Genomic DNA, 19,725 nt, shown 5'->3' with positions numbered 1-19,725 from the left:
ATAAAATAAATTGCCACAAGGAAAAAGCCCAATAATATAAATGGAAAATATTTCATATTGCCTCGTTATTTCCGGATTGAACATCCATTATATTTTTTTGATTACATAATTCAACACAATTAAAATAGCAGTTAAGTTATAATCTAAAATTGATTATATTATTATGATTATCTTAATATGCAAAATAGATATTAGAACATAATTACTAGAGAGTAACTTATTAAAAAACAATAAAATTATATCGCTGCTACATTATTTCCGTTATAATTTTTTTCGTTTGCAGACACTAAAGAAGAGGACTTATGAGCTACTTTTTCGCCCATCTTGCTAGAATGAAGTTAATCCACCGCTGGCCGTTAATGCGTAATGTCCGAACAGAGAATGTCTCTGAACATAGTCTCCAAGTAGCTATGGTTGCCCATGCGCTCGCTATCATTAAAAACCGTAAGTTCGCAGGGAACGTCAACGCAGAAAAAATTGCTTTGTATGCGATGTACCATGATGCTAGTGAAGTGATTACAGGGGATTTACCAACCCCAATTAAGTATCACAACCAGCAAATTGCTCATGAATACAAAAAAATAGAAAAATTTGCTCAGCAAAAACTACTCGATATGCTCCCAGAAGAACTACAAGCGGATTTTAAAGCGCTACTAATTGAAGATATACAATCAGAAGAAGAGCATTTTATTGTTAAACAAGCCGATACACTGTGTGCCTACTTAAAATGTTTAGAAGAACTGTCCGCGGGCAATAGTGAATTTAAATTAGCCAAAAGACGGTTAGAAAAAATGCTTGCGGAAAGAAATAGTCCAGAAATGGAGTATTTTATGAAAACGTTTGTGCCAAGTTTTACCCTATCATTAGATGAAATTAGTAATTAATTTAAAATAAGGAATGAGCGTATCGTTCCTTATTTTAACACTCGATAACTTTATATTTTGATGTAATTATTCAGTTTTTTATGCCGAACTGATACCCGTCGAACAATCTGAAGATGAAGAAAAATGTGCGTATAGTTTTCTAGACTCGCCATTAATTCCTAATATAACTCCACCACCATCCCCAGATGTTATATTACAACTAACATCATGTTTACATTCATAAACCTCACGTTCGTAAGTCCAAAATTTAATATGCCAAATATCAGACCCTACACCTATATAGTATTTGAACCCAAAACAATTTTCTAAAATACCTTTATTCGGTACATGTTCAATATGTTACTGATCTTTCGTATTCATCCAAAGAACAGACGCGAGATGTGTTAGAGTCACATTTTTATATCTTTTCCCCAAAAATTCTCAAATGTTGCATAACCATAATAATACCTTTCTTGTATATTTTTGACTTGAACCATAAATTCACCTCTTAATAATTGAATTAATATTATGTATTTTGATTCGAAATTAATGGTAAGTTAAAATACAGGAGAGTAAATTATAATTAATATCGTTTAATTGATAAATAAAAGAGGAATGGTTAATTAAAAATATCAATTAACCATTAATGTAATTTCTTAGAATGGAAATAAAATAGGCACAACTGCAATACTAATAAACATCACAATAATAGTGAATGGCACACCCACTTTCAAAAAGTCCGAAAATTTATAACCTCCAGGCCCTAAAACTAAGGTATTAACTGGTGATGAAACGGGGGTCATAAAGGCTGCGGATGCGGCAATGCCAACAATCATCGCAAAAGGCAACGGTGAGACATCCATTTGGCGAGCCGCAGCAATGGCAATCGGAGCCATTAGCACTGCAGTTGCGGTATTAGAAATAAATAACCCAATAGAGGCGCACAGAATAAACAGGCACAATAGCATCACATGTGGCCCTAACCCACCAGCAACTTTCATTAACGCATCAACGGCAAGGGCAATCCCTCCCGTTTCTTGCAGTGCTAGTGCAAAAGGCATCATCCCAACAATTAATATAATACTCGGCCAGTGAATTGACTTATAGGCACTTTCCATATCAATACAGCGAAATTTCCCCATTAACAAGCAGGCAATAAGTGCTGCAATAAAGTTAGGAATTTCATTGGTCACCATCATTGCGACCATTAATGCCAAACAAAATAAGGCATGAGGAGCCTGAGATGCAGCAGGTGCCACCGCCTCTACTTCAGCAGCCAGATTCAATACAATGAAGTTCCGTGGCTTAGTCGATAAAATGCGAATTAATTTCCAATCCCCAATGACTAATAAAATATCACCCAATCGAAGCGGTTCATCTACCAACTTGCCGTCCAACGCCCCGCCATCTCGACGAATACCAACCACGTTCAAGCCATAACGAGTACGGAATTTAATGTCTCTTAAAGATTTACCCAAGAGTTCAGAATCTGGATTCATCGATACTTCAGCCATTCCCACATCACGTGATTGGTCTGAAAAATAATCTCCCCGTAAAATCATCGGTTCAAGGAGTTGTTCGCTACAAAATTGGCGTAAATCGTCATCACTCACCGAAATATCGACTAATAAGACATCTCGCTCGCGTAACTCTGTTCCCCCAGTTGCACTCACCATCACTCGACGAAATTTACGCCAACGCTCAATCCCTACCACGTTGGCCTCATAACGGGAACGCAAGTGCAGTTCGTCAAGTGTATGGCCAATGAGTGGTGACCCCTTGCGGATAGCAAGACGGCGAGCTCTACCTGTCAATTTATAATCACGAATTAAGTCACGGAAAGTGCGTCGATAGCGCTCAGGGAGTTTGTCTGGTTCGTTACTGCCTAGCCAACGCCTTGTCAGCCACATGTAGGCAATACCTGCGAATAAAATTAAAATACCAATCGGGGTAATAGAGAAAAATTGGAAGCCTTTGATCCCTTCACGTACCAATTCACTGTTCACCACCATATTAGGTGGCGTGGCCACTAGTGTCATCATCCCACTGATGAGCCCCGCGAAGCCTAGTGGCATCATTAACCGACTAGGCGATGTTTTCATCCGTGATGCGACACTTAAAACGACGGGAATAAAAATAGCCACCACGCCAGTGGAGCTCATAAAAGCGCCTAACCCAGCGACGGTGAGCATTAGGAAAACCAGCATTTTGCTTTCGCTGCTTCCTGCAACGCGAACAAGCCAGTCTCCCATTTGGTAAGCGATGCCTGTGCGAACAAGCCCATCACCAATAACAAATAATGCTGCAATTAGCAGAACGTTAGGATCTGCAAAACCTGCGGTAGCTTGCTCTAATGTTAAGGTATCACTCAACACAAACGCGACAATGACAAGCAATGCGACCACATCCATGCGAATCTTATTTGTGGTAAACAGAACTATCGCAATTAATAGGAGGGTTAAGACCCACAGCAATTCTCCGTTCAAAATATCCCCTTTCGACGAAAAAAAACATTGCTAAGAATTTTATTCAGTTAAGCATGTTTTACGGAGAATTTCTTTGATTAAATCACCATTAAGTCAAATTAGACACGAAAAGTTCATAATCACCATTATTGTCAGGCCCCATAACAGAAATTTGAGCCAATGAACTTACAATTACTTGAATTTCATCACGACGTGGCATGCCTTCTGGTGCATGGACTGCGACCACTTGGCAACCTGCCGTTAATGCAGAATGGATACCTGCCTGCGCATCTTCAAAGGCAATACAGGATTTTGCAGGAAGCGAAAGTGCTTGGGCTCCAAGCAAGAACGGTTCTGGGTCCGGCTTTCCTTTCGTAACTTTTTCAAATGTCACCCAATGTTTAGGTTCTGGTAAACCCGCCGCTTGCTGGCGTCCATGGGCAATCGGTACGGTGCCAGAAGTGACAATTGCCCACGGTGCCCCAATTTCATTTAAACGTGACAGCAAGGCAATCGCGCCAGGCAGGGCAACCACGCCCTCCACATCTTCGCTTTCCATTTTTTCTAACCAGCGAAAATACCCCATAATTTCTTCATCACTCGCCTCGGGTAAAAAGTGACGCAAACTGGTTAACGCGGGTTTTCCATGAATAAAATTAATGACTTCGGCTGAGTCTACACCAATTCGTTCGCCAAACTTACACCAACAGCGCTCAACCACAGCCAAGGAATCTGCCAATGTGCCATCTAAATCAAATAGAAACCCTTTTGCCTTTAATTTCACGTCTACCCCTTTATTTGCTATTCACGTAATAATTGAATCGATTCTGGCCCACTAGTTAACGCTAAATAGACGCCAATGCGCAACCTCAATAACAAAAATAATCAAGATTTGCGTTAATAACTTAGATTTGAATGCACTTGAGAGTTAAAACAGGAAAGGAATGTTGATTTAAAATTGGGATTTTTTAAAACTTTATTTACTTTTTATACTCTATTTGCTCTAAATAATTCGCGTTGTCGCTAAGCGACTAGAGAGGATATCTCGGGGAGCATACAAAAGTATGTGACCCGAGTAGCCGAACGCAGCCAACAACGAGACAAGGTGAAGTATGACGAGCAAACTTGCTCTAAATTATTCGCGTTGTCGCTAGGCGACTAGAGAGGATATCTCGGGGAGCATACAAAAGTATGTGACCCGAGTAGCCGAACGCAGTCAACAACGCGACAGCGCGAAGAATGACGAGCATTAGGCGTTTAAGATCTGGGAAATCTCCACCGCTGATAAATGATACTGACGCGGGCACGCATGCCAAATCGCTAACATACGATTGTATTTTTCCCACATCGGTGTTTGCGAATTAAAGCCATGCGTTCCACTGTCGAAGTGGGTATAACGCCCTTCTGTGTTAACCATAAAGCGAACGTAGCTCAAATAACGTGCTTCTGTTGCAGCATCAAAACCTAAAAATTGCACGCGTCGGCCATCAATGTCTTCCTTGTTAGCCATGTTACTGTAGGAGACTTGCAGTGCATGGTACATTTCCATGATATCAATAACAGTACGGCAGGTGTCTTCACTTAAATGACCGAAGTCTCTGTCTAACTCACGCATTTGTAAACCAAAGCCACGTTCAATAATGGTTTGTAGGCGGCGATAACGTTCTGCATTATCGGGGTCAAGCATGGTCATCATTTTATATTGATTAGATAAGATCAAGCGTTGTGCGTTAGTCATTTCCATCATGGTTCTCCCACTAAAAAGTATGGCTTATCTTCGCATTCAACACCAATCATAGACAGTGAAAACATCGCTTTTATTGATCTAAACATGCTTTTTGCATTACTTATTGTTAAATCTACCTTTTAGTGGAAATCATCCCTTAGATATCTTCCATAAAAGAGCGGTCTAACTGGTTAAATGCACGTTTTAGCAAGTCAGCTAACGCCATATAATCGGGTTGGTGCTCAACCGGCGCCATAGCGATCCCCGCCTCTGTAAACTTATCACGGATCTCATAAAACCAGCTCAATAAGCTAGATGGCAGAGGCGTCGAAGCACGCTTTCCTAACCACCATAGACCTTGCATTGGCAAACTACAGGCAAAAAGTGCCGTAGCAATGGCGGGTCCCAATTGCCCACCTAACGCGATTTGCCATGCTAATGTGAAAATTGCAATCGGTGGCATAAAACGAATACCAAAGCGGACAGCTTTGTTGATGCGAATTTCGGGGAAGATTGGCGACAGTTTTTTCTCCATAGGAAAGGTCTTCAGATAGCGGTTACCTAATCTAAAGCGTTTAAAAAAACCGGGCGGTGTACTTTGTAATGTACTCATGAAACGTTTCCTATCGACTTCTTAAAAACTGAGGCAATAATTTATAGATTGCGCCATAGTAAAATGATAGCACATTTAAGATAACGAAATTATTTCATTACATTTACCTTAAGTTAAGTCACTTTACTAAATATCAGCTATTCTAATAGCAATGTAACCCTGTGCTATAACACCACTTTATACGTCACTTATGATTTTAATCAATCAAAGTCCCTATTTTTAAAAAAAACGTATAAAATATAAAATATTTTTAGTAGAATCTGCCACATTTAGAATTGCTGTTGCATTTGTTACTTTGTAGCTTTATCCATTTTCGAAACTGAAGATAGACAACAGTTATATATATTGGGGTTTTTGGTCGTTATTTCAACACTAGGTGCGAAGGTTTACTTTTATATACCTTGGCAAAAAAGATAGCGCCTGTTTTATCAAACCCCTAGAGGTCTCACGATCTTTAACTTTTTCGCCTTTAACATGATATCAATCATGATGTTTCAGGTCATAAATACGCTAGGCTCTAGCAGTATATTTTTAATCTGAGTCTTTTCATGTTGTTTAAAAGGCTTCACAACAACAATTAACGATAGGTATTTCCATGTCAAGTAAGCTGGTACTGGTTCTAAACTGCGGTAGCTCCTCACTGAAATTCGCCATCATCGACCCAACTAATGGCGATGAATTTTTATCTGGATTAGCTGAGTGCTTTAACCTCCCGGAAGCCCGTATTAAGTGGAAAATGGATGGTGCTAAGAAAGAAGCGCCTTTAGGTGCTGGTGCAGCGCATAGCGAAGCATTGGATTTCATTGTTAACACTATTCTTGCTGAAAAACCTGAGCTATCAGAGCAAATCACCTCCATTGGTCACCGTATTGTTCATGGTGGTGAGAAGTTTACCTCCTCTGTATTAATTACAGACGAAGTGATCGAAGGCATTGAAGCGGCTATTCCATTCGCGCCATTGCATAACCCTGCTCATCTCATCGGTATTGAAGAAGCAAGAAAATCCTTCCCGCATCTGGTCAACAAAAATGTCGCTGTCTTTGATACCGCATTCCATCAGACCATGCCTCAGGAAGCTTATCTGTATGCACTGCCATACGAATTATATTCAGAGCATAGTATCCGTCGCTATGGTGCGCATGGTACAAGCCATTACTATGTTTCCCGTGAAGCTGCGAAAAAGCTTAACAAACCTGTTGATGAGCTCAATGTTATCACTTGCCACTTAGGCAACGGTGGTTCTGTTACTGCCATTGTTAACGGTAAATGTGTTGATACTTCAATGGGCTTAACGCCATTAGAAGGCCTGGTAATGGGAACACGTAGCGGTGATATCGACCCTGCAATTATTTTCCATTTACATGATTCTTTAGGTATGAGCGTTGATCAAATCAACAAAATGCTAACCAAAGAATCGGGGTTATTAGGCTTAACTGGTGTAACAAGCGACTGCCGTTATGTTGAAGATAACTACGGCGCTAAAGAAGACGCAACTCGCGCAATGGATGTTTTCTGCCATCGTTTAGCGAAATACGTTGGTGCATATAGTGCACTGATGGAAGGCCGTCTTGATGCTATCATCTTCACCGGTGGTATTGGTGAAAACTCAGCACAAGTTCGTGAAATCACCTTGAAGAAACTGGCTATCCTTGGTTTCGAATATGACCACGAACGTAACTTAGCGGCACGCTTCGGTAAAGAAGGTTTAATCACTACCGATAATAGCCGTCCAGCGCTGGTTATCGCAACCAATGAAGAGTTGGTTATCGCCCAAGATACTGCGCGCTTAACCGCATAAGTAACTTCTACCGCCAGCAACTTGCTGGCGGTATCGTTTTGTCATTAGAGTAACCGAAAGAAAGAGGTTCCCGTGTCCCGTACAATTATGTTAATACCTACTGGCACCAGCGTTGGCTTAACTAGCGTTAGCCTAGGTGTCGTTCGCTCAATGGAACAAAAAGGTGTTCAATTAAGCGTTTTCAAACCTATCGCACAGCCACGCGTCTCTGGCAATAAAGACCAAACCACTGAAGTCCTGCGTTCTCATTCAAGTATTACCACCATTGTTGAACCACTGACAATGGAATACGTTGAATCGCTACTGACCTCTTCTAAAAAAGATGTGTTAATGGAAGAAATCGTAGCTCGCTATCATGACCACACAAAAAATGCGGAAGTAATTTTAATTGAAGGTTTAGTGCCAACGCGTAAACACTCATTTGCTCAATCATTAAACTATGAAATTGCCAAAACATTAGGTGCAGAAATTGTTTTCGTCACTGCACCAGGCAACAGCTCTATCCCACAAATGCAAGAGCGTTTAGAGTTAGTACGTAACGAATTTGGTGGCCAACGTAATAAAAATATTATTGGTGTGATCATCAACAAGGTGAATGCCCCTGTTGATGAACAAGGTCGTACTCGCCCTGACCTATCTGAAATTTTTGACGATTCAACTAAAGCGACTGTGGCTAACCTCGATACTAAGCAACTTTCTGCGCTGAATCTGCCGGTTCTGGCATCTATTCCATGGAACTTCGATTTAATTGCCACCCGTGCAATTGACATGGCAAAACACTTAGGTGCAGAGATTGTTAATGAAGGCGAAATCAAAACTCGTCGCGTTAAATCTGTGACTTTCTGCGCACGTAGCATCCCGCACATGCTTGAACACTTCCGTCCAGGCTCATTATTAGTGACCTCAGCGGATCGTCCTGATGTATTAGTTTCTGCATCACTGGCGGCAATGAACGGAGTTGAAATCGGTGCAGTTCTACTAACTGGTGGCTATAACATCGATGCGCCTATTCGCCAACTTTGTGAACAAGCCTTCGAAACTGGCTTGCCTGTTTTCATGGTGAAAAGCAATACATGGCAAACATCGCTGAATTTACAAAGCTTTAGCTTAGAAGTTCCAGCGGATGACCATGAGCGTATTGAAAAAATTCAAAACTATGTCGCTCGTCATATTAGTAGCGACTGGATTGAATCATTGGTTGCAGACTCTGAGCGCCCTAACCGCTTATCACCTCCTGCATTCCGTTATCAGTTAACAGAGTTAGCTCGTAAAGCGGGCAAGCGTATTGTTCTTCCTGAAGGCGATGAACCACGCACAGTTAAAGCTGCATCTATCTGTGCAGAGCGCGGCATTGCAACTTGCGTACTGTTAGGTAACCCAGAAGATATTCGTCGTGTTGCTTCCGCACAAGGTATTGAACTCGGTACCGGCATTGAAATTGTTGACCCAGTTAAAGTACGCGAAGAATACGTTGCTCGCCTTGTTGAATTACGTAAGAGCAAAGGAATGACAGAGGTTGTTGCTCGTGAGCAGTTAGAAGATAACGTCGTATTAGGGACATTAATGCTGGAAAAAGGCGAAGTTGATGGCCTAGTTTCTGGTGCTGTTCATACGACAGCAAATACCATCCGTCCACCGCTGCAATTAATTAAAACAGCGCCGGGCAGCTCATTAGTTTCTTCCGTCTTCTTTATGCTATTACCTGAACAAGTATTTGTTTATGGTGACTGTGCTATCAATCCAGACCCAACTGCAGAGCAATTATCAGAAATCGCTATCCAATCTGCTGATTCTGCAAAAGCATTCGGTATTGACCCACGCGTTGCGATGATTTCTTACTCTACAGGTGATTCAGGTGCTGGTAGTGATGTTGAGAAAGTGCGTGAAGCAACCCGTTTAGCGCAAGAAAAACGCCCAGATCTGATGATTGATGGCCCATTACAGTACGATGCCGCGGTAATGGCTGATGTGGCTAAATCCAAAGCGCCTAATTCGCCAGTTGCAGGTAAAGCGACCGTATTTATCTTCCCAGACTTAAATACTGGTAACACCACGTATAAAGCCGTACAACGTTCTGCTGACCTTGTCTCCATCGGTCCAATGTTGCAAGGTATGCGTAAACCAGTCAATGACTTGTCTCGTGGTGCGTTAGTTGATGACATCGTTTATACCGTTGCGTTAACCGCTATCCAAGCAGTACAAAACGAAAACGCTTAACTAAAATTTCATTTATCTTTTATAAGTAAAAAATGCCAACCAGTTCAAACTGATTGGCATTTTTTTTATGATGATAAAGACTGAATTATCACTTAAAAATATTATCCTATTTGTCGAAGGTGCAAGTCATAGATGTACTCATTCACCTTTGCCTGCTCAAGATAAACCACCTGTATTTGCAATGGAAGTTCAATACCCGGGTCGATAGTATGTCCACTCGTATTACCTAAAATAACATTTCCACCCACTTCTTCCTTCGTCAACCAGTTTTTTTGACTTTCATACCAGTTTTCAGAAACTTTAGCACCAGCTGGTAATTGGAATGTGAGTTGCCATTTATTAACGCGTGTATTTTGTGATTTTAATGTCAACATGTAGCTGTAAAGATAACCACCTTCCCCAGCCCAACTAGCTTGATACTGTTGTAAAACTTCTAATTCTCTTTCTGCTGTCACCGTAATCGCAGAAATTGCATTATTATTACCTTCATTTTCATAGCCTTTCGGTAGTGTCAGGCTACAGGCTAATTGCGTATCACCTACTGTCGTTAAGCTTGCATTTAATGGAATATTAACAACCTTTGAACTATTTCGGTCTATATCAACCGTTGAGCCAAATTCACCCACTATAACAAGAGAGCTATTCCCTGAATTCGCATTTATAATCGCACTACGAACCAATGTATCACTGTTATTCGTGATCTTAAGTGGGACTGACTTTGACTCTCCGGTTAATAACGTAACTTGTGTATCTATCGTTAAATTTAATTCAACCCTAGCTTTTACCTCGACTTTTACATCATAAGTATTACTTCCCTGATTAATAACACCAATCGGAGTGTGGATCCGAACACTTAATAGTGTTTCACCCGTATTCTTCCCTTCAAGAGATACAGGGATTGTGGTGATCATATTTGAGTGAAGATCAATTAATTCAGGGTATGAAATGACATTGGCTACATCACTATTTTTTGTGGTTATCTCTAATGTGACACCATAAACAGCAACATTGCCTTTATTAACTATATCAATTTCAATATTATTAACTTTACCTAATGTACTTTGGAGAGGGCTTTCAAAAGATATTTCTAAAGTAACTAACTCAACGGGGGCAGCAACAACAGAACGTGTTAGATCATTCCAACCTAAACCAACCAGTGACGCGATTGAAGACAATGCAGGGACTCGTAATATTTCACCATCAAGATTAAGACCTGCGACAAGCGTAGCTGCTTTAGACATATTGTTAACAACACAGGAAACGCCATCATGATGCCCCACATCAAATCCATATGATTCAAGTTCCTTCTGATCAAGTTGAATATCTGGAGATATTAAAAGAATATCGCCAATTTCTGAATTGTTATAATCAATATTTGTATAGAGTGCTAATTTATTAGGTGGGCATTTATCTTTTCCTTTCTGATTTTTCAATAATTCAACTGACTCATTTTTTTTCATAATAAGAATCCTTCATATCAAATAATATTTAAGCGTGTAAAAACTTAAGAAATCCACCTTTTAAAACAGTAAGAAATTAGCCTAAAGGAAGATTCATATAAGTAGCTTAAATTACTATAAGGTTAAATTTATTGCTGACAAGATAAATAAGATAATAATATTCATCAATTGATTGTTAATTATTAAATGAATTTAAATTCAAACTAATCAAATAAAAAATACACCCTGCGATATAATCACAAGGTGCAATATTAATAAAAAATTAAAATATCACTTGTTACTTTGTTTTGCTAAATAATGAAATTATTACCGCCACAATAATATTCAGAATAAATGCAGCAATACCGATATTCATGAAACTTAAACTTTCCCCTAACCAAGGGAACAATTGCGCTAAAGAAATTTTCTCGATATAGGTTACCGCGAGAAATAAAACCCCCGCGGAAATCCCACAAATAGCGCCCGCAGGGGTCATTGGATTTTTCTGTTTAAAACTCATCAACAAAGCTGGGAAAAACTGCGCAACAATATTGACCCCGAGTAACATAATAGCCACCAAGGTATCGTTACTGTGGAAAATAAAATACAAGCTGACTAACGCAACGACAGGCACCATAAAGCGTGCATAAACACCAGACTGGCGTTTTTCTTCACTCACCCCCATCGCTTTTTGTACAACTCCCGCTAACATATTAGAGGTGGTTAGTAGCAACATTGAACCAGGGACGAGTGCCGTTAACATTCCAGCAGCACCAATAAAACCGACCACAATAGGTGAGAAGGTGCTTTTAGATATCTCAAACAACGATAAATCCACAGCTGAACCTTCAAGATGCGGAATTTGTAATATAGACGCATAACCCACAAAAAATGCAAATAACATAATTAAGCTATAGGCAGGAATTAAAATACTATTGCGTTTTAAGGATTTTTCATCTTTAGCCGTAAATACCGCAGCCATATAATGTGGCCAACAGAAATAGGCAACCACAGATAAGAATATTGTGGAAATATACCAAGGGATATTTAGACCCGTTTCGGAGAATGTTAAAAAGCTTGGCATCGCCGTATCTATCGCTTTAAACATCTCCCCAAAGCTACCGTAATAATGAAGTGGGATATAAATACCAATAAATACGACCACAATTAAAATCATTAAATCTTTCAGTGCTGATGTCCAAGCTGACCCATGAATACCGGAGATCATCACAAACAACGTCACTGCAATAATTCCAATCCATATGGCAATATCTGCAGGAATTGCGCCATAAGACGCTTGTGAAACAATAATGCCTAATCCTTTAAGCTGCAAAACAAATAAAGGCACCATCGCAGCAATAGAAATCAAGCTAATTAATAAACCTAACCCCGGGCTTTGGTATTTCTTGGTAAATAACTCAGAAATCGTTCTGACATCATTATCTTTTGCAAAGCGCCATACTCTTGGGTGTACCCAGTATAAAAAGATCCCCATAAAAGCATTGACCGCTAAGGTATATAAAATTGCAGGTCCTTTACCGTAAGCCCAGCCGCTTCCACCAAGAAAAGTAAACGTGGTATATATTTCCCCTGCACTTAGAAGGAAAACCAGCAATGCACCATAGCTGCGCCCACCGACAGACCACCCTTCGTGATCCATCGTTTTGCCCTTTTTAGCACGGATAGCAAGATAAATGCTAAATAGGAAAAAAATTGTAATAATAATTAATGCGGAACTCATGATGTTTCCTTCGTATTTTTATTATCTAATACATTGATTAATAACATAACTAAGGCTGTAACAATCACCCATGAGACAATCCAGAACATTAAAAATGGCAAGCCCATAACAAAAGGCTCTACTTGATTGGCATAATAGATACCTACGGTTAATGCGAGGATTGGAAAAATAACTAAATAATGATACCACTTCATATACCACCCCTTATTCCACTGGCCCGAAAGAAATTAATTCACGAGGCAAATGACTTAACATTTCTACTCCGTCTTCAGTAATAAGCAGCATATCTTCAATCATAATGCCACCAACACCAATCCCGTAATACGGCGTTTCTAAACTCATCACCATCCCAGCTCTAAATATTTCTGTCGTCGCAGCGCTCACAAAAGGGGCTTCTTCTAACCCAACGAACACCCCATCACCATGGCCTAGGTGCCCACGATTATAATGAGGCAAACCTGAAGAACGAATGAGAGCCATTGTTTCATTAAAAACATCACTTAATGCAACGCCAGGTGCAACTCGGCTTAACATATATTGATGACCTTTTAAGATAGTTTGATAAATATCAGCGACTTTTTCATTCGGTTGACCAACCACAAATGTCCTTGCAATATCTGCACCGTAACCAGCCACATCAACACCACAATCAAATTTAATTAAGTCACCTTCTTTTGCTGGTTGATCATCTGGGATCATTTTGGGTGAAAAATTACTGCCCACTGAAATTAAATTGAAGCGACTATAGTTCGTTTCAGGGAATTCCATCACTTTAGCTTTAAAAGCAGCGGTTAATTCCGCTGAAGTACAGCCAACCCTGATTAATTTACTCGCAGCAGCGATACCGGCTTCTGTAATTTGTGCGGATTTTCTGAGATGAGCAATTTCCCACTCACTTTTAATCATGCGTAATTCATTAAATAACGGCGAAGAATCAACCAAATTTAAACCAGGAATAATCCTATCCAACCATACCTTACCAGTATGTGTAATTTGGTTTAATTCAATCGCAACCGGTTTTCCATAAACCCCCGCTTCAGACAACGCTTCTTTGAGTAAATTGAAAATTGTTTCTATTGGGCTATTAATTGGCCTTGGTTTTACCACTTTGCCATTTTCCGGGTTGTAAGGGTCGTCTACATCCACCCAAATTGGAAATGTTTTAATCTTTGCATTAGGCATTTGAAGTGACAAGTTTGCTGCTTCAAATTCATTCATAATAACCAATGATTCTATGGAAGGATCGCGAAAAATAACCGCAATCGCAGAGCCTGTTTGCCTGAAAGTATACATAAAGAAGCTCGCAAAACCGGTTAGGTGATAGAAGTTATCACCCACGGTTGCGATTAATGCTTCAATTCCTTCACGCTCCATAATCTCGCGAGCTTTATTGGTTACGTTCTCAAGGTGTTGTTGTTTCAAAAAAGTATTCTGTTTATCAATTGTCATTTTTATTCTCTCGAAGCGTTATATATACATCAAGCAGTGCATCATATCGCAAACGATAAATGTTAAGTTCTGTCACATTATATCTAGTGTGGAAATGAATACATCGTTTAGCATGCAAGTTGGTTATAACTAATCGTTATATATTAGCCAGAAATTAACTTTGCTAGAGATTTGATTTTGGGAGAAAAAAATTAAAGGGCTAAATAAAACAGCCCTTTAATAATTTAAATCTGATCGGTTATGAATTTTCAGCACAAGTGATGGTTTTTTCTAACTCATTATTGCGAGTTAACCATAAGGAAAGTGCTTTGAGTGAATCTGGCGTAAATTCATCACAGCGCGCGCTGATCTCTTTAGGGGTCAACCAACTGACTTCAACAACTTCAGATTCTTGTAAAGCAAATGGACCATGACTCACACAGCTAAACAACCCACCCCATACACGACAATGCGCATCTTCAAAATAAAAATGGCCATGTTCCGCAAAAGGAACGCCTGCAATACCCAGCTCTTCTTCAGCTTCGCGCTTTGCAGAATCAAGGATGTTTTCCCCTTTTGTCACGACTCCACCTGCTGTTGCGTCGAGGAAACCAGGGTGAAAATCTTTAATATCAGTGCGTCGTTGAACCAATATTTTGCCCATTCCGTCATGAACAACAATGTAAGTTGCACGGTGGCGTAGGTTTTCTGCCCGCATTTGGCTACGTGTTGCCTGAGCAATCACCGTATTGTCTTCATCAACAATATCGACCCATTCAACGACTTCGGTTGGTTGTTCCATCCTGTAAACCTTTTATTTTTAAGCTAAAAATGCTTATATCATTAGACTGATTATTATTGTATGCCAGACAATACCAATCCGCATTGATCCGCACCTATGGAGATGATCCTAGCTGAATTTGTAATTAGTTGCCATCATAAAAAGCACTTCTTTATTGCAATGATAATGAAGCCAGGTTTCTTTATGATACTCCAAGCAAATCATACAAATTGTATTCACAAATGCTATAGTTAAATCATAATGCTGTAGTTTGTTACTGATCTCAGGGATATCCCCTAAATAGTTCAAATTGCAGCTAGGCGCTAAGAGATGGCATCTTTAGGAGCATACACAAGTATGTGACTAAGGTGATAGAACGCAAGCAACAACGCTGCGGTTTGAAATATAACGGGGATGGCGATGAAAATACTCATAACAGGCGGCACCGGGCTAATCGGAACACCACTTATCCAAAAACTGATTTCTCTTGGGCATCAGGTTACTGTGTTAAGCCGTTCTCCGCAAAAAGTTTATAGCCATTTTTGTAAGGCTGTTGAGTGCTGGACGTCTCTTAATGAGCAAACTCACCTGAATGACTTTGATGCTGTTATTAATCTTGCTGGCGAACCGATCGCTGATAAGCGCTGGACCGAAGAACAAAAAAAGTTATTGTGTGATAGTCGTTGGAAATTGACACAAAAGCTAAGCGAATTAATCCTCGCCAGTGAAACGCCACCACAGGTATTTTTATCGGGTTCTGCTGTTGGTTATTATGGTAACCAAGGCCAGTCAGTCGTAACTGAAGACGAACAACCCCACGATGAATTTACTCACCAACTCACACAGCATTGGGAAGCATTAGCCGTTAATGCACAATCGGAAAAAACTCGCGTTTGTTTACTACGCACTGGCCTAGTGCTATCGGCGAATGGCGGTTTACTGGCTAAAATTCTCCCCATTTTCAAAATGGGAGCGGGAGGTCCAATAGGTGACGGAAAACAATACATGCCATGGATACATATCAACGATATGGTTCGGGCAATTTGTTTTCTATTGGATAGCCCTACTCTTTCTGGGCCCTTTAATATGACCTCACCTTATCCAGTCCATAATGACTTATTTTCTGCCACGTTAGGTGATGTTCTCAATCGCCCTTCATTTGTGCGAACACCCGCTTTTGTGATTAAGGCCATCATGGGGGAATCTGCAGCGTTGGTATTGGGTGGTCAACAGGCAATTCCCAAAAGGTTGGAAGAAGCAGGATTCCAGTTTGAACATATAGAATTAAAAGAAGCACTTACTGACTTGCTTATTCCACATACAGATGAATAAGGGTTATTTCACCCCTTGCCAGCGGTGAAATAGGTCTTGTTCCAGTTCGATATCAAACTGATCAAGGATGCGATTCACCGTTTGGTCTACAATATCTTGGATTGTTTCAGGTTGGTGATAAAACGCTGGCATCGGAGGCATGATCACGGCTCCCATCTCTGCCGCTTGTACCATTAAACGCAAATGGCCAACATGCAAAGGCGTTTCACGCACACCCAGCACTAGCTTTTTGCCTTCTTTGAGGACCACATCGGCAGCTCTTGTGACTAATGTATCCGTGTAGCTATGAACAATGCCAGACAGTGTCTTCATGGTGCAGGGCATGATCACCATTCCAGCAGTGCGAAACGAACCTGAAGAAATTGCAGCGGCGATATCGCGACTATCATAGTTATGGTCAGCTAACTGCTGAACCTCTTTTACACTGTAGTCAGTTTCTAATGCTAATGTTTGGCGGGCAGCTGCACTCATCACCAAATGGGTTTCTACCTCTTTGACAGGCTTCAACACTTCAAGCAAACGGACGCCATAAATAGCCCCACTCGCCCCTGTTAACCCAATGATCAGTTTTTTCATTTCGCTGCCCTATTCACGATAACTCAGCGCATTATATACAATATTCACTGAAATTGCAGATACCAACAATGCTGCAATCCTATCTATAACGAAAATTTAAGCCATCAGCCACAATCCCAATTATACACGACTCGACTAAAATCTCTTTTCTTCAGGTCATCAGGGTGAATAAAGAAATTACCCACTCCCATATCTCCCCACATAATCCCTATTTCATAATCGGTATTTATTTGGAGAAGTAATTCATATTGTTGAATATCTTTTTCGTATTCTCTTGGGTCGGTTTGAGTGAAGAACGGATAACCGCCTATGCAATGTGCCCCTGATTCAAAAGTATCACTGTAAGGCTCAACCTATTCGTCGTAAAAGTCTTCACCGTCAAATTGGTCCTCATAATCATAGAGGTTATCAACCCCTAATATTTTCTGACCAAATTGGAAATCATCGATGCTGATGAACTGTTCCGCAGGCGTATATTCAATACTGTATTGGTGATCTATAGGGGTATAGTAATCATCGGAATGAGCCACAATCACGGCAGAAAAATCTTGAGTTAATTGGCTGGCATCTTCAATAATATCTTCCCAATAAATAATGCGGAAATCTTCCTGTTTTTGCCTTTGTTCAAAGTCAGCTCCATATAAGTCATCACCACCAATAAAAAACTGTAAAATACCCTTTTCAGGGTAATTTTCTAATTTAGGCATTTGTGCAAAGTTAATTTGGGCAAGTAACTTGAGCGGCGTTCCTGCGCTATTCGTCGGATACTTTTCATTTATTGGCAAATACGGCATTCCCCCGACACGACTATCCCATAAAATATAGTCTTCAACTGGGGTTAACGTCATTTCAACAAGGGATTTTTTAGTGGATTTGATTTTATCTACAAAAGGTTTAATCACATCAGGAAGGGAGTTGAAATCAGCCATATATCGCTCCAAATAGGCAGTTAATGTCCCTCTAGCTTACTCGATTTTTACGTATTTTAAATCAGATATAACTGTAACTTAGGCCTTCATTTGACGTCATAGTTTTCTTGATATTTTAGGCTACAGATTAAAGATGGGAAAAATCAGAATCACTGTGGATTTTCTATATAGTTAGGGTTACAGCTAGGCGGCTAGCAAAGAGACCCTAGGAGCGTAGAAAACTACGTGACTAGGGCGAATTTGTGAAGCCAACAACGCTGTAGCCCAAACTATGACGAAAATTGACGAAAATTTAGCCTTCGTTATAAATCTCTAGGTCTTCAACCTCACTCTGATCCTTCAACTTTAACTCATCGTCCTTACGTAGGTTTTCCAAATAATCTAAATAACTTTGGTCGATATCTTTGGTCACATATATGCCATCAAATACGGAGCACTCAAATTCGGTGATTTCAGGGTTTTCTTCACGGACGGCAGCGACTAAATCGGTTAAATCTTGGAAAATTAGCCCATCTGCACCGATAAGTTTGCGAATTTCATCCACTTCTCGACCGTGTGCTATTAACTCATTTGCATTTGGCATATCAATGCCATATACGTTCGGAAAACGCACTTCCGGTGCCGCTGAAGCAAAGTAAACATTTTTTGCTCCCGCTTCCCGCGCGAGTTCAACGATTTGCTCAGATGTTGTGCCGCGAACAATGGAGTCATCAATGAGTAAAACGTTTTTATCACGAAACTCTGCACGGTTCGCATTGAGCTTACGACGGACTGATTTGCGACGCTCTTGTTGACCCGGCATGATAAACGTACGACCAACATAACGATTTTTCACAAAACCTTGGCGGTAAGGTTTATCCAGAATATGTGCGATTTCTAGTGCGATATCACACGATGTTTCTGGAATAGGAATTACCACATCGATGTTTAAATCTTCCCATTCTCGAGCAATTTTGGCGCCCAATTTTTGCCCCATGCGTAATCTTGCGTTATACACAGACACTTTATCAATAAAGGAGTCTTGGCGAGCAAAATATACATATTCAAAGATACATGGGGTCAATTGCGGGTTATCAGAACATTGGCGTGTAAATAATTGCCCTTTTTCTGTCACATAGACCGCTTCACCTGGAGCAACATCGCGTAAAAATTCGAACCCTAAAGTATCAAGCGCAACACTTTCTGAAGCGACCATATATTCATGCTCACCGCTTTCAGTAATGCGGCGCCCTAGTACTAATGGGCGAATACCATGAGGGTCACGGAAAGCTAACATTCCATGACCGATAATTAGTGCCACACAAGCATATGCGCCACGTAGTTTTTTGTGCATGGCTGACACCGCACTGAAAACATTGTCTGGCTCAAGAGGGAAATGATCAAACCTATCAAGCTCATGCGCTAATACGTTCAGTAATATCTCAGAATCAGAAGTAGTATTCACATGGCGACGCGCTGTTTCAAATAAACTCCGAGTGAGCTCATGAGCGTTTGTCAGATTACCATTATGTGCAAGTGTAATACCAAAAGGTGAGTTTACGTAGAAAGGCTGCGCCTCAGAAGCGCTCGAGCTACCGGCTGTTGGATAACGGACATGCCCTAACCCCATGCAGCCTTGTAATCTCAACATATGACGTGTTTCAAACACATCTTTAACAAGACCATTTGCTTTGCGTAAACGAATGTTGTTTTTGCCATCAATCGTGGCAATACCTGCTGCATCTTGCCCACGATGCTGAAGCACCGTGAGAGCATCATAAATTGATTGGTTTACCGGTGTAACACCGGCGATACCGACAATACCGCACATTTAGTCT

15 protein-coding genes and 1 pseudogene are annotated in these 19,725 nt (G+C 40.5%); 4 read left to right on the top strand and 12 right to left on the bottom strand.

Going from position 1 to position 19,725, the window contains the following annotated elements; genetic code table 11:
• Positions 1-302 precede the first annotated feature (302 nt).
• Positions 303-884, top strand: a complete 582-nt coding sequence (gene yfbR / locus PR725_RS04850) for a 5'-deoxynucleotidase (protein ID WP_109911551.1) — start codon at positions 303-305, stop codon at positions 882-884.
• Between the two features lie 635 nt (positions 885-1,519).
• Here the strand turns inward: yfbR and PR725_RS04845 are convergent.
• From PR725_RS04845 to yfbV, 4 genes are all read right to left on the bottom strand, one after another.
• Positions 1,520-3,349, bottom strand: coding sequence for an SLC13 family permease (locus PR725_RS04845; protein WP_109911550.1), 1,830 nt, complete (start codon positions 3,347-3,349; stop codon positions 1,520-1,522).
• 88 nt (positions 3,350-3,437) lie between these two features.
• Complete coding sequence (locus tag PR725_RS04840; RefSeq protein WP_004912267.1) at positions 3,438-4,112, bottom strand: sugar phosphatase; 675 nt, start codon at positions 4,110-4,112, stop codon at positions 3,438-3,440.
• Between the two features lie 465 nt (positions 4,113-4,577).
• Entirely contained in the window at positions 4,578-5,072 is a 495-nt protein-coding gene (locus PR725_RS04835; RefSeq protein ID WP_004912269.1) for a YfbU family protein, read from the bottom strand.
• A 139-nt stretch (positions 5,073-5,211) separates the two neighbouring features.
• Complete coding sequence (gene yfbV / locus PR725_RS04830) at positions 5,212-5,667, bottom strand: terminus macrodomain insulation protein YfbV (RefSeq protein WP_004912272.1); 456 nt, start codon at positions 5,665-5,667, stop codon at positions 5,212-5,214.
• A 595-nt stretch (positions 5,668-6,262) separates the two neighbouring features.
• Here yfbV and ackA point away from each other — a divergent pair.
• Together ackA and pta are read left to right on the top strand one after the other, a co-directional pair.
• Positions 6,263-7,465, top strand: coding sequence for an acetate kinase (gene ackA / locus PR725_RS04825; RefSeq protein WP_004912276.1), 1,203 nt, complete (start codon positions 6,263-6,265; stop codon positions 7,463-7,465).
• A gap of 87 nt (positions 7,466-7,552) precedes the next feature.
• Positions 7,553-9,682, top strand: a complete 2,130-nt coding sequence (pta, locus tag PR725_RS04820) for a phosphate acetyltransferase (RefSeq protein ID WP_181937056.1) — start codon at positions 7,553-7,555, stop codon at positions 9,680-9,682.
• Between the two features lie 101 nt (positions 9,683-9,783).
• Here the strand turns inward: pta and PR725_RS04815 are convergent, their stop codons facing one another.
• From PR725_RS04815 to yfcD, 5 genes are all read right to left on the bottom strand, one after another.
• A complete protein-coding gene (locus PR725_RS04815; protein WP_272567860.1) occupies positions 9,784-11,142 on the bottom strand; it encodes a hypothetical protein in 1,359 nt (452 codons plus the stop codon).
• A gap of 277 nt (positions 11,143-11,419) precedes the next feature.
• Entirely contained in the window at positions 11,420-12,862 is a 1,443-nt protein-coding gene (locus tag PR725_RS04810) for a sodium:solute symporter family protein (protein ID WP_109911547.1), read from the bottom strand.
• Complete coding sequence (locus tag PR725_RS04805; RefSeq protein ID WP_004912288.1) at positions 12,859-13,056, bottom strand: DUF3311 domain-containing protein; 198 nt, start codon at positions 13,054-13,056, stop codon at positions 12,859-12,861. The genes PR725_RS04810 and PR725_RS04805 overlap by 4 nt, the downstream gene beginning before the upstream one ends.
• Positions 13,057-13,066: 10 nt before the next feature.
• Positions 13,067-14,311 (bottom strand): M24 family metallopeptidase, encoded by a 1,245-nt coding sequence (locus PR725_RS04800; protein WP_196719434.1) that lies wholly within the window; start codon positions 14,309-14,311, stop codon positions 13,067-13,069.
• 238 nt (positions 14,312-14,549) lie between these two features.
• Positions 14,550-15,092 (bottom strand): NUDIX hydrolase YfcD, encoded by a 543-nt coding sequence (gene yfcD, locus PR725_RS04795; protein WP_004912292.1) that lies wholly within the window; start codon positions 15,090-15,092, stop codon positions 14,550-14,552.
• Between the two features lie 399 nt (positions 15,093-15,491).
• Here yfcD and PR725_RS04790 point away from each other — a divergent pair, with 399 nt between their 5' ends.
• On the top strand, positions 15,492-16,403 hold the full coding sequence (locus PR725_RS04790) for a TIGR01777 family oxidoreductase (protein WP_109911545.1): 912 nt from the start codon (positions 15,492-15,494) through the stop codon (positions 16,401-16,403).
• A 3-nt stretch (positions 16,404-16,406) separates the two neighbouring features.
• Here PR725_RS04790 and PR725_RS04785 read toward each other — a convergent pair whose 3' ends face one another.
• The 3 genes and pseudogenes from PR725_RS04785 to purF form a co-directional block, all read right to left on the bottom strand.
• On the bottom strand, positions 16,407-16,979 hold the full coding sequence (locus PR725_RS04785; RefSeq protein WP_004912293.1) for a UbiX family flavin prenyltransferase: 573 nt from the start codon (positions 16,977-16,979) through the stop codon (positions 16,407-16,409).
• Between the two features lie 104 nt (positions 16,980-17,083).
• Positions 17,084-17,827, bottom strand: a pseudogene (locus PR725_RS04780) (YwqG family protein).
• Between the two features lie 373 nt (positions 17,828-18,200).
• The gene (gene purF / locus PR725_RS04775) at positions 18,201-19,718 is read right to left on the bottom strand and encodes an amidophosphoribosyltransferase (RefSeq protein WP_004912298.1); all 1,518 of its coding nucleotides are present in this window, start codon (positions 19,716-19,718) and stop codon (positions 18,201-18,203) included.
• Between the last annotated feature and the right edge of the window lie 7 nt (positions 19,719-19,725).

The sequence above is a fragment of the Providencia sp. PROV255 genome, assembly GCF_028478065.1.
GTDB lineage: Bacteria > Pseudomonadota > Gammaproteobacteria > Enterobacterales > Enterobacteriaceae > Providencia > Providencia rettgeri.
Note: the sequence above shows the minus strand (reverse complement) of the source record. Positions and strands in the feature narration are given on the sequence as shown.

Excerpts from the sequence above, each read along its gene's own strand:
- yfbR (WP_109911551.1), top strand. The coding sequence starts at position 303 with ATGAGCTACTTTTTCGCCCATCTTGCTAGAATGAAGTTAATCCACCGC.
- PR725_RS04835 (WP_004912269.1), bottom strand. The coding sequence starts at position 5,072 with ATGGAAATGACTAACGCACAACGCTTGATCTTATCTAATCAATATAAA.
- yfbV (WP_004912272.1), bottom strand. The coding sequence starts at position 5,667 with ATGAGTACATTACAAAGTACACCGCCCGGTTTTTTTAAACGCTTTAGA.
- ackA (WP_004912276.1), top strand. The coding sequence starts at position 6,263 with ATGTCAAGTAAGCTGGTACTGGTTCTAAACTGCGGTAGCTCCTCACTG.
- pta (WP_181937056.1), top strand. The coding sequence starts at position 7,553 with ATGTTAATACCTACTGGCACCAGCGTTGGCTTAACTAGCGTTAGCCTA.
- PR725_RS04815 (WP_272567860.1), bottom strand. The coding sequence starts at position 11,142 with ATGAAAAAAAATGAGTCAGTTGAATTATTGAAAAATCAGAAAGGAAAA.
- PR725_RS04810 (WP_109911547.1), bottom strand. The coding sequence starts at position 12,862 with ATGAGTTCCGCATTAATTATTATTACAATTTTTTTCCTATTTAGCATT.
- PR725_RS04805 (WP_004912288.1), bottom strand. The coding sequence starts at position 13,056 with ATGAAGTGGTATCATTATTTAGTTATTTTTCCAATCCTCGCATTAACC.
- PR725_RS04800 (WP_196719434.1), bottom strand. The coding sequence starts at position 14,311 with ATGACAATTGATAAACAGAATACTTTTTTGAAACAACAACACCTTGAG.
- yfcD (WP_004912292.1), bottom strand. The coding sequence starts at position 15,092 with ATGGAACAACCAACCGAAGTCGTTGAATGGGTCGATATTGTTGATGAA.
- PR725_RS04790 (WP_109911545.1), top strand. The coding sequence starts at position 15,492 with ATGAAAATACTCATAACAGGCGGCACCGGGCTAATCGGAACACCACTT.
- PR725_RS04785 (WP_004912293.1), bottom strand. The coding sequence starts at position 16,979 with ATGAAAAAACTGATCATTGGGTTAACAGGGGCGAGTGGGGCTATTTAT.
- purF (WP_004912298.1), bottom strand. The coding sequence starts at position 19,718 with ATGTGCGGTATTGTCGGTATCGCCGGTGTTACACCGGTAAACCAATCA.